Genomic DNA, 13,944 nt, shown 5'->3' with positions numbered 1-13,944 from the left:
GTAGCTCATCACAGCCCCTTTGGAAACCAGCTACCGCAGAGAACGGGGATGAAGCTGGAAATACCGTGACCGCCTCCCTCCTTGCCGGTGTCGGAGGGTTCCTCCCCCCGCCCCCGGGCCCCCCCCCCCACCGCGGAGAGCGCGAGCAGGGCGCCCGCGACGATCAGCAGGACGACGGGGAGGGAGAACCGGATGCGGCCGCCCTTGCCGCCGGCGGCCGGGGGGGCCGCGGGCGGCGGGGTGGAAGTCGCCGTGGCGCTCACGCCGACACCTCCTGCTGGTCGGAGTTACGTGCCTGGGCGGCGAGTTCCTCGCCGACCTTGCTCTGCTGACGCTTGAGGCCGTAGCGGCGGACGATCTCGTAGGCGATGACGACGCACAGGACGATGACGCCCTGGATGACGCCGACGATCTCCTTGTCGTACCCCTCGAACTCGAGCTTGCCGGTCCCGCGCTCCAGGAAGCCCCACAGCAGTGCGCCGAGCGCGATGCCGACGGGGTGGTTGCGGCCCAGGAGGGCGATGGCGATGCCGGTGAAGCCGATGCCGACCGGGAAGTCGCCGCTGTACTCGTAGCTGTCGTTGAGCAGCGTCGGCATCCCGATCAGCCCGGCCGTCGCGCCGGAGATGAGCATCGAGGTGACGACCATCCTCTTGACGTCGACGCCGCTGGCGTGCGCCGCCGAGCCGGACTGGCCGACGGTGCGCAGGTCGAAGCCGAAGCGGGTGCGGGAGAGGACGAACCAGTAGGCGATGCCCGCCACGACCGCGACCACGATGAAGCCCCAGACCGGGGTCGGCGTGGTCGGGATCTCGAAGAAGTGCGAGGACTCCGGGATCGGCTTGGTGGAGACCTTCGTACCGGCCTGGTCCAGGTGGCCGAGGCGGCCCTGCTGGAGCAGGTAGCCGATGATGGCCGTGGCGATGGCGTTCAGCATGATCGTCGAGACGACCTCGCTGACGCCTCGGGTCACCTTGAGCAGACCGGCGATGCCGGCCCACATGGCGCCGACGGTCATCGCCGTCAGGATGATCAGCGGGATCTGGAAGACGCCGGGCAGGGTCAGCGCGCCGCCGAGGGCCGCGGCGAAGAACGCCGCCAGGCGGTACTGGCCGTCGACCCCGATGTTGAACAGGTTCATCCGGAAGCCCACGGCCACCGCGAGACCCGCGAGGTAGTAGGTCGTGCCCTTGTTGAGGATGTAGACCTGGCTGTCCGACTTCAACCCGTAGTCGAACATGATGCCGAAGGCGCTGAACGGTTCCTTGCCGGTGGCGGCGAGCACGAGGGCGGTCACCAGGAAGGCGACCACGATCGCGAGCAGCGGGGCGGCGATGCCCAGGAGCAGCCGCTCCTTGTCGAACTTCTTCATCGGTCCTCTCCCCCGTGCCGGGGGTCGGTGGCGTCGGCGCCGGCGTCCGGTGCCGCGAGATGGCCCGAGGCCGCGCCCGTCATCGCCGAGCCCAGCTCTTCGGGGGTGATGGTCGCGGGGTCGGCGTCCGCGACCAGCCGGCCGCGGTACATGACGCGCAGGGTGTCGGACAGGCCGATCAGCTCGTCCAGGTCCGCCGAGATCAGCAGCACGGCGAGCCCGTCGCGGCGGGCCTCGCGGATCTGGTCCCAGATCTGCGCCTGCGCGCCGACGTCCACCCCGCGCGTGGGGTGGGCGGCGATCAGCAGCTTGGGCGCGTGGCTCATCTCGCGGCCGACGATCAGCTTCTGCTGGTTGCCGCCGGAGAGGGAGGCCGCGGTGACCTCGATGCCGGGGGTGCGGACGTCGTACTCGCGCACGATCCGCTCGGTGTCGGCGCGGGCCGCCTTCAGGTCGAGGAAGGCCCCCTTGCTGTTGGGCTTCTCGGTGACGTGCCCGAGGATGCGGTTCTCCCACAGGGGCGCGTCCAGCAGCAGGCCGTGGCGGTGGCGGTCCTCGGGGATGACGGCCATGCCGCCCTCGCGCCGCTTGCGGGTGGCCAGGCGCGTGATGTCGGCGCCGTCCAGCGTCAGGACGCCGTGGTCGAGATGGCGCATCCCCATGATGGAGTCGACCAGCTCGGACTGGCCGTTGCCCTCGACGCCCGCGATGCCGAGCACCTCGCCCTTGCGGATGGTGAAGGTGACGCCGTCGAGCACGACGCGCACCACGCCGTCGGGATCGGTGACCGTCAGCCTCATGTCCTCGACGGTCAGCATCGGGACGTCGGTGACGGTGGACTCGCGGGTCTCCGGCGAGGGCAGCTCGCTGCCGACCATCAGCTCGGCGAGCTGCTTGGCGGTGGTGTTCGCCGGGTCGGCGGCGCCCACCGTCGTACCGCGCCGGATGACCGTGATCTCGTCGGCGACGGACAGCACCTCGCCCAGCTTGTGCGAGATGAAGATGACGGTGAGGCCCTCGGCCTTCAGCTCGCGCAGGTTGTCGAAGAGCGCGTCGACCTCCTGCGGCACGAGCACGGCGGTCGGCTCGTCGAGGATCAGGATGCGGGCGCCGCGGTAGAGGACCTTGAGGATCTCCACGCGCTGCCGGTCGGCGACCCCGAGGTCCTCGACCATGGCGTCCGGGCGGACCCCGAGGCCGTACGCCTCGGAGATCTCCTCGACCTTGGCGCGGGCGCGGTCCCCGATCCCGTACAGCTTCTCGGAGCCGAGGACGACGTTCTCCAGGACCGTGAGGTAGTCGGCGAGCATGAAGTGCTGGTGCACCATGCCGATCCCGCGGTCGATCGCGTCGCCGGGGTTGCCGAACGAGACCTGCTCGCCGTCGATCGTGATCGTGCCCTCGTCCGGCTTCTGCATACCGTAGAGGATCTTCATCAGGGTGGACTTCCCGGCGCCGTTCTCGCCGATCAGGGCGTGCACGGTGCCGCGGGTCACGGTGATGTCGATGTCGTGGTTGGCCACGACTCCGGGGAATCGCTTGGTGATGCCGCGGAGCTCTACGGCATGGGGACTGCTGGACGCTTTGATGACGCACTCTCCTTGACAGGAGCGGAGGACGGGAGCGAGGACGGCGGCGGCGCCGCGATCGGGGCGGGGTGTGGCGGGTGTGGCAGGGGGGACTGGTGAAAAATACCCCGCCCGGATGAGCTACGCGCGTAGCGCCGGCGAACGGCCGACCGGCGTGCGGCGGGAGCGCGCACGGCCTCCGGGCGGCCCGGAGGCGGTGGGTACGTGCGTCGGGGCCCGGAGGCACGGCCGAAAGCCGCGCTCCCGGACCCCGATGGCGACGGGCCGGTCAGGTCGTGGTCTTGACCTTGATCGTGCCGTCGACGATCTTCTTCTTCGCCTCGTCGATCTTGGGCTGGATGTCGGCGAGGTGGTTGCCCGTGGTGGTCAGGCTGACGCCGTTCTCGGCCAGCGAGTACGTCTGGGTGCCGGTCACCGGCTTGCCCTTGTCGACCGAGGTGATGAGGTCGAAGACGCCGCTGTCGACATTCTTGACGACGGAGGTCAGGATCGTCTGGGAGTACTTCGCCAGGGCCGGGTCCTTGGCCTGGTCGGAGTCGACGCCGATGGACCAGGCGCCCTTCTTGCCGGCCACGGCCTCGATCGCGCCGGCGCCGGAGCCGCCCGCGGCGGCGAAGATCACGTCGGCGCCCTTGTCGAGCATCCCCTTGGCGGCGGCCTCGCCCTTGTCGGGGCTGCCGAAGCCGGACAGGTCCGAGCCGGTGGACAGGTACTGGATCTGCACCTTGGCCTTGGGGTCGGTGTCGATGACGCCCTGCTGGAAGCCCGCGGCGAACTTCTTGATCAGCGGGAGGTCGACGCCGCCGATGAAGCCGACCTGGCCGTCCTTGGACTTCAGCGCCGCCGCGACACCGGCGAGGTAGGAGCCCTGCTCCTCGGTGAAGACGATGGAGGCGACGTTCTTGGCGTCGGAGACCGAGTCGATCAGGCCGAAGGTGGTGTCCGGGTGCGACGCGGCCACCTTGGCGATCGCGGCCTGGTAGGCGAAGCCGACCCCGATGACCGGGTTGTAGCCGCCTTCGGCGAGGGAGGCCAGGCGCTGCTCGCGGTCGGCCGGCGTCTCGCCGCTCTTGGCGGTGAGCTCCTTGGTCTCGGCGCCGAGGTCGGCCTTGGCCTTGTCCAGGCCGCGGGCGGCGGAGTCGTTGAAGGAGTTGTCCCCCCGACCGCCGACGTCGTAGGCCATGCCGACCTTGAGCTTGCCGTCGGAGTCGCTGGACTCGGTGGACGACTCGCCGCACGACGTGGCGGTGAGGGCGAGGGCCGCGGCGACGGCGCACGCAGCGGTGATCTTGGATACCCGACGCACGAGGGGGGTCCCTTCAAACTGGCCGAAAGCGCCACTTCCGGCGCTGGTTTCGCGGCGATCGTAACGCGCGTAGATGTCAGTTAAGAGTGCCTACGGAAGCCGTTATCGGATCGTCGTGAACAGCAGGGCCCCCCGTGTGTCCACGGACGGCCCGCGAACACCGCGTCAACCCCCCGCTAACGCTTCCCCTCCAGCAGCGCCGCGGCGGTGAACAGCTCGACCCCCACGGTGATCGCCTCCTCGTCCACGTCGAAGTTCCCCCGGTGCAGGTCGAGGCCGCGGGTGTCGCCCGGAGTCCGGACGCCCAGGCGGGCCATGGCCCCCGGCACCTTCTCCAGGTACCAGGAGAAGTCCTCGCCGCCCAGGCTCTGCTCGGTGTCCTCGATGGCGTACGAACCCCGGCGCTCGGTCATGGCGGCGTCCAGCAGGCCGATCGACTCGGCCTCGTTCACCACCGGCGGCACGCCGCGCACGTAGTTGATCACGGTCTTGGCCCGGTGCATTCCGGCCACCTCGTCCACGGCGGCGTGCACCAGGTCGGGGGCCGCCCGCCAGGCCCCCAGGTCGAGGCAGCGCACGGTGCCGGACAGCTCCGCGTGCTGCGGGATGACGTTGGGCGCGTGCCCCGTCTCCAGCCGCCCCCAGGTCAGCGCGAGCCCGGAGCGGGCGTCGACGCGGCGGGCGAGCAGGGCGGGGACGTCCACGGCGATCCGGGCGGCGGCGGTGACCAGGTCGGTGGTCAGGTGCGGCCGGGCGGTGTGCCCGCCGGGGCCGTCGAGCGCGATCTCCAGCCGGTCGCAGGCCGAGGTGATGGCCCCGATCCGCAGTCCGATCCGCCCGACGTCCACCTTCGGGTCGCAGTGCACCCCGATGATCCGCCCGACGCCGTCCAGCACCCCGGACCCGATCGCGTCGACCGCGCCGCCGGGGAGCACCTCCTCGGCGGGCTGGAAGATCAGCCGGACCGCGTTGGGCAGCAGCCCCTGCCGGTCCAGGTCGGCGAGGACCAGCCCGGCGCCGAGCACGGTGGTGGTGTGCACGTCGTGCCCGCAGGCGTGGGCCCGGTCGGGCACGGTGGACCGGTAGGGCACACCGGCCTTGGTGTCCGGGATCGGCAGCGCGTCGATGTCCGCGCGCAGCGCCAGCATGGGCGTGACGCCGTCCCACTCCCCCACGTCGCACATGAGCCCGGTCCCCACGGCGAGGACCCTGGGCCTCAGCCCGGCCTTCTCCAGCCGGTCCTTGATGGCCGCGGTCGTACGGAACTCCTGGTTGCCCAGCTCCGGGTGCATGTGGAGATCACGGCGGAAGGCGATCAGCTCGGCCCGGAGTCCGTCGGGAAGTCTGCCGGGCAGCGCACCTCCTCGGGGCTGGTCGGCCAGGTCGGGGAGGCGGGGGGCGCGGGACTTCACGTGGTTCACCTTCTGAAGGGTAGGCCTTAAGACCCCCCAACGGACCACGGATCAACAAAACTTCAGCCGCTCAGGGGAACGAAATCCGGGTGCGGACGTGTGGCGCGGGGTGGAGGTGGGTATACCTTGGCGCTTTTCGGACGGGAGCGGGGCAGGGCGGTCTTCCGCCGTCCGGAGCTCGTCCGCGGGGCTCCGGGCGGGGGCGAGCACCGTACGGCGGGGGGCGGCCCGTCGGGGCGTCCGCCGCCCGGTCCCGGTGACGTCGCAGGGCCGTCACGGCGTCCGGGCGTGTCCACGGGGACGGGGTGGCGGCGTCGGCCGTCCGGGCGCCCGCGGGAACGGAGTTGGCGGCGCCGGCCGTCCGGACGCCGGCGGATGCCGGGAGGAGTGGTGCCCTGGCCGGGCGCCACCGGAGGCCGGGATGGCCCGCGGCCGGGCTCGCACGGGCGGAGGCGCAAGGCCGGGCCCGCGGAGGGGGAGCGGGGGCGCCAGGCCGGGACCCGCCGGAGGCCGGCATGGCCCGCCGCCGGGGTCGCACAGGCGGAGGCGGGGGTGGCGTGTGGCCGGCCCCGCCTCCTGGGTGTGCGGGTGTCAGATGGCCACCGACGACAGCTTCTGCGCACCGCGCGCGGTCTCCGTGACCCCGCTCAGGAAGCCCTGGGCGCGGGGGGAGGCCGTGGCGCGCAGCCACTCCGGGTCGATGTCGCAGACCGCGACCCGGACGCCGGTGCCGGCCAGGGCGAGCGGGAGGGTGTGGACGACGGTGGAGGGGAAGCTCACGACCGTGCTGCCGATGGGGCCGCGGCGGGCGATGAGCTCCAGGGGGAGGTCCGGGCGGACGATCTCCAGGCCGGTGGCGGCTTCCAGGGCGTGGAGCTTCTCGGCGGACTCGCGGCGGTGGGCGAAGTAGCGGGTCGCCCCGTGGGCGCGGGTCAGGGTCATGACCGCGTCCTGGTACGGGACGGCGTCGACGACGCCCGTCTCGACCAGGGACGTGCCGACCAGGTCGGCCCCCGTGCCGATGCTCGGCGGGCCGAAGCGGGCGCGGGTCCAGGCGAAGGTGTTCGCGGTGACCGCGATGCCGGGCGGAGCCTCGACCGGCATCGCGGTGAACACCTCGACCATGTGCGTCGCCGACGGGGTGAAGCGGCGGCGGGCGGTGGCGGCCACCGGGGCCAGGACCAGCTCGCGCGGTCCGCTGCGGCCCCGGCGGTGCCAGCGCGTCAGCCGCTCGCCCCGGCCGAGTTGGGCGACGAACTCCATGGTGGCCGTGCCGTCGTCGACCACCGTCAGACGGTGGGCGCGGACCAGCGTCAGCAGAAGCTGGACGTAGCGCGAGAACGGGTCGCCGATGACGATGTGGTCCGCGCGCCTGACCAGGCCGGCCAGGGCGCGCAGGGCCTTCAGAGGCGCGCCGGACTCCCCGCGCGCCTCCTGCCAGCGGACGGTGATGCCCTCGTCGCGGGCCAGCTCCGCCATCCGGCGCAGTTGACCGCGCGACATCGGGTCGACCGGGGGGAGAACGACGACCGTGGTGTCGGACGGATCGTTTCCCCCCTGGGTGTGAACCCACTCCAGGACGTTCAGGAGCTGGACCGGGCTCTCGACGAAGGCGAGGTTCACCGGTCGGCGCTCAGACCGCGGCCGGCTCGGGGGCCGGAGCGTTCTCGGCGACGACGCCCGCGACGCGGCGGAGCTTCTTCATCGGGCCCAGCTCGGACTCGTAGACCTTCTTGACGCCGTCACCGAGCGACTGCTCGATGGTGCGGATGTCGCGGACCAGGCGGGCCAGGCCCTGCGGCTCGACCGAGGCGGCCTGGTCGGAGCCCCACATGGCGCGGTCCAGGGTGATGTGGCGCTCGACGAACGTGGCGCCGAGGGCGACGGCGGCCAGCGTGGTCTGCAGGCCCGTCTCGTGGCCGCTGTAGCCGATCGGGACGTTGGGGTACTCCTGCTGGAGGGTGTTGATGACCCGCAGGTTCAGCTCCTCGGCCTTCGCCGGGTACGTCGAGGTGGCGTGGCAGAGCAGGATGTTGTCGCTGCCGAGGACCTCGACCGCGTGGCGGATCTGCTTCGGGGTGGACATGCCGGTGGAGAGGATCACCGTGCGGCCGGTGGCGCGCAGGGCGCGCAGCAGCTCGTCGTCGGTGAGGGAGGCGGAGGCCACCTTGTGGGCGGGCACGTCGAACTTCTCGAGGAACGCGACGGCCTCGGTGTCCCACGGGGAGGCGAACCAGTCGATGCCGCGCTTGGCGCAGTGGTCGGCGATGGCCTGGTACTCGTCCTCGCCGAACTCGACGCGGTGGCGGTAGTCGATGTACGTCATCCGGCCCCAGGGGGTGTCGCGCTCGATGTCCCACTGGTCGCGCGGGGTGCAGATCTCCGGGGTGCGCTTCTGGAACTTGACGGCGTCGCAGCCCGCCTCGGCGGCCACGTCGATCAGCGCGAGGGCGTTGTCGAGGTCGCCGTTGTGGTTGATGCCGATCTCGCCCGTGATGTAGACGGGGTGGCCGGGGCCGGCGGTGCGGGTGCCGAAAGTGCGCTCGCGGGAGGTGCTCATGGTGGTGCTTCCTTACTTGGTGGGGACTGCGGGGACAGAGGGGTGCGTGGTCGTGAGGGTGGGGCCCAGGAGCCAGGCCGCGATCTCGCGGATGGCGCCGTAGCCGCCGGGGGTGGTCGTGACGGCGCGGGCGGCGGCGCGCACCGAGTCGTGGGCGCTGGCGACCGCCACGGGCCAGCCCGCGACCGCGAAGCAGGGCAGGTCGTTGACGTCGTTGCCGACGTAGAGGACCCGGTCGGGGGCGATGGAGTGCTCGTCGCACCAGCCCTTCAGCGCCTCGTCCTTGCGGTCGATGCCGTGCAGGACGGGGACCTGGAGCTTGCGGGCGCGGGCGGCGACGACCGGGTTCTGCTCGGTGGAGAGGATGAGCAGGGGCACGCCGGCCTTGCGCAGCGCCGCGATGCCGAGGCCGTCGCCCCGGTGCACGGACACGGTCTCACGGCCGTCGGAGTCGATCATGACCCGGTCGTCGGTCTGGGTGCCGTCGAAGTCCAGGACGACCGCGTCCACGTCCGCGAGGGTGGGCAGCGGCGAGGGGTCCAGGAGCGGGGCGAGCGCGCGGGCGCGGGCCAGGTCGTGCGGGTCGTCGATCTCCAGCACGCGGGCCGGGTCGGTGTGCACGAGGGCGGTGTGGCCGAAGAAGCGGTGGCGGTGGGTGCGGAAGCCCGCCGCGTCCATGGCGTACGCCGCGCCGGTCTCCAGGAGGTCCTGCGGACGGTCCTGGCGGCGGGGGCGCACGGCCTTGTCGTGGTTGACCCCGTACGTGCCCTCCTCGACCGCGTGCCCGTCGCGCCAGACGAAGCCGTGGAACGGGGCGACGGTGACGGCCGTGTCCGCGCCCTCGCGGGTCACCGCGCGGGCGACGCCGTCGATGTCCTCGCGGGAGACGAAGGGGCTGGTGCACTGGACGAGGAGGACCACGTCGACGGTCCGGGCGCGCTCGGCCTCGTAGACGTCCATGGCGTGCAGGACGGCCGCCTCGCTGGTGGCGGTGTCGCCCGCGATGGCGGCGGGGCGCTCCACGCAGTGCAGCCGGTGGGCCGCGCCGAGGTGGGCGGCGGCCGTGCGGGCGGCGTCGGCGATGGCCGCGTCGTCGGTGGTGACGACGACGTCGGTGACCTCGGGCGCGGCGATGGCGGCCCGCACCGCGCGCGCGACCAGGGGGATGCCGCCGACCTCGGCGAGGTTCTTGGCGGGCACGCCCTTCGATCCGCCGCGGGCGGGGATCACTGCGAGGACGGTCGGGGTCATGGAGGCTCCTGATGTGGTGGTCACAGATCGCCCATCCGGCGGATCACGGGGGCGACCCGCTGCACGCCGTGGCGGTAGGCGCCGCGTGCCGCGTTGCGTACGGTCTCCCGTACCGCGCCCCGCACCCGGCCGGTCTCCTGCGGTGCGGCGGCGCCCGGCAGGGGCGTGCCGTCCGGGGCGAGGTGGTGGCGGGCGAGGATGCCCGGAAGGTAGCCGGGCGCGGTGGCGGGGGTGTAGTAGGGGGCCAGGGGCGGGAGCCGGTCCTCGTCCAACAGGGCGGTGACCTTGGCCTGGGCGCTGTCGTAGGCCCGGCCGTAGGAACCGTCCGCGGCGACTCCCTGGCCGGCCAGCCACGCGCCGTCCGGGCGCGGCCGGTACCCGCCGTCGAGCCGGTCCCAGGAGGTGAGGAGGCCGGAGCCGATGAAGTGGTGGTTGCCCAGGGGCTCGCGGACTCCGAGATCGGTCAGGACGGCGGTCGGGATACGGCGGTGCAGGGACTCCAGGGCCGCGGTCGAGGAGACCGTGACCAGGAGGTCGGTGCGGTCGAGGACCTCACCCATATGACCGTACACCAGGCGGAAGTTGGGCGGCAGACCGCCCGGCATCCGCTGCGCGAGGCGCTGGTAGGGCAGCTCCTCGATGTGCGTGGTGTGCTCGCCGGGCTTGGAGCGCAGCTTGAGCAGCACCTCGCGGCGGGGGTGCAGCCGGGCGTGCTCGACGAGCCGGCGGAGCAGGTACGTGCGGTCGGCGCGCGAGGCCGGCACGGAGGGCTGGGCGGCGAACACGACGGTGTCGCGGCCCTCTTCGGGGCGGTAGGGCGCGCCGCCGAGGAACGGCAGCGCGGCCTCGGTGACGGCGGAGGCGTCGGCGCCCACGCCCTCGTACACCGCGCGGAAGCGCTCGGCGTCGTGGCGGGAGTTCGCGAGGACGACGTCGGCGCCGTGGCGCAGCAGGAGCCCGTCGGCGAGCTTCTCGTAGACGACGCCGACGTATCCGGTGACGACGACGGGGCGGCGCGGCAGGTCCAGGGCGGCGAGGCCGTGCAGCATGGCCTGGACGCCGCCGCCGACGAGGGCGAGGACGACGAGGTCGAACCCCTCGTCGCGCACGGCGTGCAGGAACTCGACGGCGGTGACCTCGCGGACCCGGTCGGCGTCGATCCCGACCTCGCCGACCTCGGCGAGCTGGCGGGGGGTGGGGGTGGCACGGCCGCGCAGCAGCAGTCCGCTGACCTCGACGGGGCGTGCGCCCGGTCCTCCCGCTCCCGAGGTCAGGCGGTGCGCGGTGAGCGCGCCCCACTTCCACCGGGTGTCGGAATCAGCGAGGACGGCGACCCGGAGCGCCGGGTGGGGCGAGACGGGGACTCCGGCCGGTTCGGCCGCATTGCTGGTACGTGGGGGCACGCCTTAAAAGCTAGGAACAAATTTCGATGTGTGGCCCAACGTAATGGCAACAATTGGTTAACAGAGAGCCGACTGTTGGAGAATCCTCGTCCACTTTGCGTCACATGTCCGTTAATGGGCGGTCGTTCACCTCTCCATCGCTGCCTGTTCACCCGTCAGAAGATGAACGGAGGGCTCGAGGGGAGGCTCGGGGCGCCGGGGCTTCCGGAGGGCCCGCGGAAGAACAGCAGGTGGTGCGGCACGACGGCGACGCGGACGGCGCGTCGGAGTGGTGCGGCGGGCGCGCGGCCCGGTCGGGGCCGCGCGGAGGGCGGCGACGGGCCCGGCGGGCAAGCCGCTTCACCGTAACGATATCTTCCGTTCACCTTAAATCCACTTGGCGGACAGGACGGAGGCCGCGATCACGCCTAGCGTGAGCGGGTGGTCAAGCTCTCCGTCATCGTGCCGTTCTTCAACGTACAGGCCTACGCCTCCGACACCCTGAGAAGTCTGCGGGCGAACGCCCGTGACGACTTCGAATTCCTCCTCGTCGACGACTGCTCGACCGACGGGACGGGGCTGCTGCTGGACCGGGCCGTGAACGAGGTCCCCGGAGCCGTGCTGCTGCGGCACGAGACCAACCGCGGTCTGGCGACCGCCCGGAACACCGGCCTCGACGCCGCGCGCGGCGAGTACATCGCGTTCCTGGACGGCGACGACTGGCTGGCCCCCGGCCACTACGAGCGGCTGGTGGCCCGGACCGAGGCGCTGGGCTGCGACTTCGTCCGCACCGACCACGTCCAGGTCAACGGCAGGACGCGCACGGTGCGGCGGGTCCCGCACGGCCTGCGCGACACGGTGGGCGACCCGCGGGACGCGATCCTGCCCGCCACCCGCACCACGTCGGTGGACTACGCGTTCGCCTGGGCGGGGCTCCACCACCGCCGCCTGCTCGACCGGGGGCTGCTGCACTTCACCGACGGGCTGCGCACGGCCGAGGACCGGCCGTGGATCTGGCGGCTGCACCGGGAGGCGGAGTCCTTCGCCGTCCTCGGGATGCTCGGCCACTTCTACCGGCGCGGGGTCGCCTCGTCGCTGACCCAGATCGGCGACGTGCGCCAACTCGACTTCCTCCGCGCCTACGACCAGATCATCGCGGACACCGCGGCCGACCGCGACGCGGAGACCCTGCTGCCCAAGGCCGTGCGCACCTACTGCGCCGTCCTCTCCCACCACCTCGGCACGGTCGACAAGTTCGAGCCGGCGGTGGCGCGGGAGCTGCGCTCGCGCGGCGCGGAGGCCCTGGGCCGCCTGCCGCGACCACTGTTGGACGAGGCGATCGACGCCATGGACGTACAGCGGGCGACCCGGCTGCGCAAGCTGCGCCGCCGCACCGTCGCCACGAAAGGGGCCTCGGCCGCATGACCACGCGCATCTTCCACGCCGCCACGCCCGCCGCGGCGGTCCTGCTCGCCGCGGCGGTCGACGCGGGGTGCTTCCCCGGTCCGGGCCGCCGGCTCCTGGTGCTGTCGGAGACCGGCCCGGTCCCCGAGGCCGTCCCGGACACGACGCGGACCCCCGGCTTCGAGCGGCTGCGCACCCGGTTCGACGAGGTGGTCTCGTGGAACGACGCGGTCTTCCCCTTCCACCCGAGCGGTTGGCAGCCGCGGGCCGACGACATCCCGCTGTGGGAGCGCCACTTCCGGCGCGCCTTCGGCGCCGGCGACGGGCGGGTGGAGCTGGTCCTGGACTCCCCGCACACCGGCCCCGCCCGGACCCTGGCCCAGGTCTTCCCCGGCGTTCCGATCGACGTGTACGCCGAGGGGGCGGCCGCCTACGGCCCGACCGGCGGCAAGATACCGCCGCTGACCGGCACCCGCGTACGGCGGCTGCTCCACCCGGACCTGGTCCCCGAGCTGCCGCCGCTGCTGCTGGGCGAGTTCGGGGCCGAGCCGCGGACCGTGCCGGCCGAGGCGGTCATGAAGGTCGTCGCCGAGCTGGCCGACGCCCCGCAGCCGTGGCCGGACGTCGAGGCGCCCGCGCTGCTGCTGGGGCAGGACCTCGCCGCCCGCGGGCTGCTCACGGCGGCCGAGGAGGACGGGCTGCGGCGGGAGATGGTGCGCGGCGCGGTGGCGCTCGGGCACACCCGGCTCGTGTTCGCGCACCCGTACGGGCCGGTGGAGAGCCCGGCGCCGCTGATCGTCGAGGCGGCCCGGCTGGGCGCCGAGCTGACCGTGCTGGACGCGGCGGTCCCGGTGGTGGCCGACGTCCTCCTGCACCGGCTGCGGCCCGCCCTGGTCGTCGGCTGCTCGTCGGCGGCGCTGCTCGGCGCGGAGCGGTTCCACGGGCTGTCCGCGGCGACCGCGGGCACGCGGCTGCTCCTGGAGCGCCTGACCCCGTACGAGAACGCCGAGCGGATACCCGTGACGGTCGCGGACGCCCTGCTGCCGGACGTGGCCGACGCCGACGCGGTCGCCGCCCGGACCCCGCGTACGGCGGGCGACCCGGCCGGCCTGCTGGCGGCCGTCGCGTTCGCGATGCAGCCCAGGGTCCGGCCCGATCTGCGGCCGGCCGCCGAACGCTACCTGGCGGAGCGGCTGGACGGCCACACCTGGCGCTACTTCAAGCGCCGCCGCCTGGCCTCGCTCGCCCTGCCCGGCGTGATGCCCGCCCGGCTGGCGTTCCTGCGCGGCAACCCCGCGCTGCGCCGGGTGGCGCGGCGGGCGCGGGCGCTGAAGAAGTCCGTACGCGGCTGAGCGGGCCGGTGGGGCGGCGCACGGCGGCCCCGGCCCTCCCCCCCCCCCCTACACGCCAGGTGCGCCGAGGGAGGTTAGCCCGCAGGGCACGCTTCTCCCGCGGGCGGTGTTCTACCGCCCCCCCCCCCCCCCCCCCCCCCCCCCCCCCCCCCACCGCCGAAAGGCCGGGCGTACCGCGGGAGTTCCGCGGTACGCCCGGCCTTTCGCGTGCTTGGGCCGACCTCGTGGCCGTACGGCTCGACTGCCGGCCGTGGGGCGGCCTTGCGGACGGGGGGGGGGGGGGGTGGGGGGGGGGGGGGGCGGCCCCCCCCCCCCC

General features: G+C 73.2%; 10 protein-coding genes. 2 read left to right on the top strand and 8 right to left on the bottom strand.

Annotated elements, in window-relative coordinates:
* Window positions 1-259 precede the first annotated feature (259 nt).
* The 8 genes from ACZ6EJ_RS20125 to ACZ6EJ_RS20090 all read right to left on the bottom strand — a co-directional run bounded on the left by ACZ6EJ_RS20125 (window position 260) and on the right by ACZ6EJ_RS20090 (window position 10,893).
* Complete coding sequence (locus ACZ6EJ_RS20125) at window positions 260-1,372, bottom strand: ABC transporter permease (protein WP_469268792.1); 1,113 nt, start codon at window positions 1,370-1,372, stop codon at window positions 260-262.
* The gene (locus ACZ6EJ_RS20120; protein WP_469268800.1) at window positions 1,369-2,961 is read right to left on the bottom strand and encodes an ABC transporter ATP-binding protein; all 1,593 of its coding nucleotides are present in this window, start codon (window positions 2,959-2,961) and stop codon (window positions 1,369-1,371) included. Before ACZ6EJ_RS20120 ends, ACZ6EJ_RS20125 begins: the two co-directional genes overlap by 4 nt.
* Before the next feature lie 268 nt (window positions 2,962-3,229).
* On the bottom strand, window positions 3,230-4,267 hold the full coding sequence (locus tag ACZ6EJ_RS20115; RefSeq protein WP_469268791.1) for a BMP family lipoprotein: 1,038 nt from the start codon (window positions 4,265-4,267) through the stop codon (window positions 3,230-3,232).
* Between the two features lie 176 nt (window positions 4,268-4,443).
* Window positions 4,444-5,679: an amidohydrolase gene (locus ACZ6EJ_RS20110; RefSeq protein ID WP_469268799.1), complete on the bottom strand. Its 1,236-nt coding sequence runs from the start codon at window positions 5,677-5,679 to the stop codon at window positions 4,444-4,446.
* Window positions 5,680-6,270: 591 nt separating this feature from the next.
* Entirely contained in the window at window positions 6,271-7,302 is a 1,032-nt protein-coding gene (locus ACZ6EJ_RS20105) for a hypothetical protein (protein WP_469268790.1), read from the bottom strand.
* Window positions 7,303-7,312: 10 nt separating this feature from the next.
* Complete coding sequence (locus ACZ6EJ_RS20100; RefSeq protein WP_469268788.1) at window positions 7,313-8,239, bottom strand: N-acetylneuraminate synthase family protein; 927 nt, start codon at window positions 8,237-8,239, stop codon at window positions 7,313-7,315.
* A gap of 12 nt (window positions 8,240-8,251) precedes the next feature.
* A complete protein-coding gene (locus tag ACZ6EJ_RS20095) occupies window positions 8,252-9,490 on the bottom strand; it encodes a cytidylyltransferase domain-containing protein (RefSeq protein WP_469268786.1) in 1,239 nt (412 codons plus the stop codon).
* A 20-nt stretch (window positions 9,491-9,510) separates the two neighbouring features.
* Window positions 9,511-10,893 (bottom strand): DUF6716 putative glycosyltransferase, encoded by a 1,383-nt coding sequence (locus tag ACZ6EJ_RS20090; protein WP_469268785.1) that lies wholly within the window; start codon window positions 10,891-10,893, stop codon window positions 9,511-9,513.
* A 420-nt stretch (window positions 10,894-11,313) separates the two neighbouring features.
* On the opposite strand from ACZ6EJ_RS20090, the gene ACZ6EJ_RS20085 reads away from it, so the two are divergent.
* Both ACZ6EJ_RS20085 and ACZ6EJ_RS20080 read left to right on the top strand, forming a co-directional pair.
* Entirely contained in the window at window positions 11,314-12,297 is a 984-nt protein-coding gene (locus ACZ6EJ_RS20085) for a glycosyltransferase family 2 protein (protein ID WP_469268782.1), read from the top strand.
* Window positions 12,294-13,628, top strand: a complete 1,335-nt coding sequence (locus tag ACZ6EJ_RS20080; RefSeq protein ID WP_469268781.1) for a polysialyltransferase family glycosyltransferase — start codon at window positions 12,294-12,296, stop codon at window positions 13,626-13,628. Before ACZ6EJ_RS20085 ends, ACZ6EJ_RS20080 begins: the two co-directional genes overlap by 4 nt.
* Window positions 13,629-13,944: the final 316 nt, after the last annotated feature.

It is taken from the genome of Streptomyces sp. NPDC041970 (assembly GCF_055588985.1).
This window is presented reverse-complemented; position numbering and strand designations above follow the sequence as displayed.

Excerpts from the sequence above, each read along its gene's own strand:
- ACZ6EJ_RS20125 (WP_469268792.1), bottom strand. The coding sequence starts at position 1,372 with ATGAAGAAGTTCGACAAGGAGCGGCTGCTCCTGGGCATCGCCGCCCCG.
- ACZ6EJ_RS20100 (WP_469268788.1), bottom strand. The coding sequence starts at position 8,239 with ATGAGCACCTCCCGCGAGCGCACTTTCGGCACCCGCACCGCCGGCCCC.
- ACZ6EJ_RS20095 (WP_469268786.1), bottom strand. The coding sequence starts at position 9,490 with ATGACCCCGACCGTCCTCGCAGTGATCCCCGCCCGCGGCGGATCGAAG.
- ACZ6EJ_RS20080 (WP_469268781.1), top strand. The coding sequence starts at position 12,294 with ATGACCACGCGCATCTTCCACGCCGCCACGCCCGCCGCGGCGGTCCTG.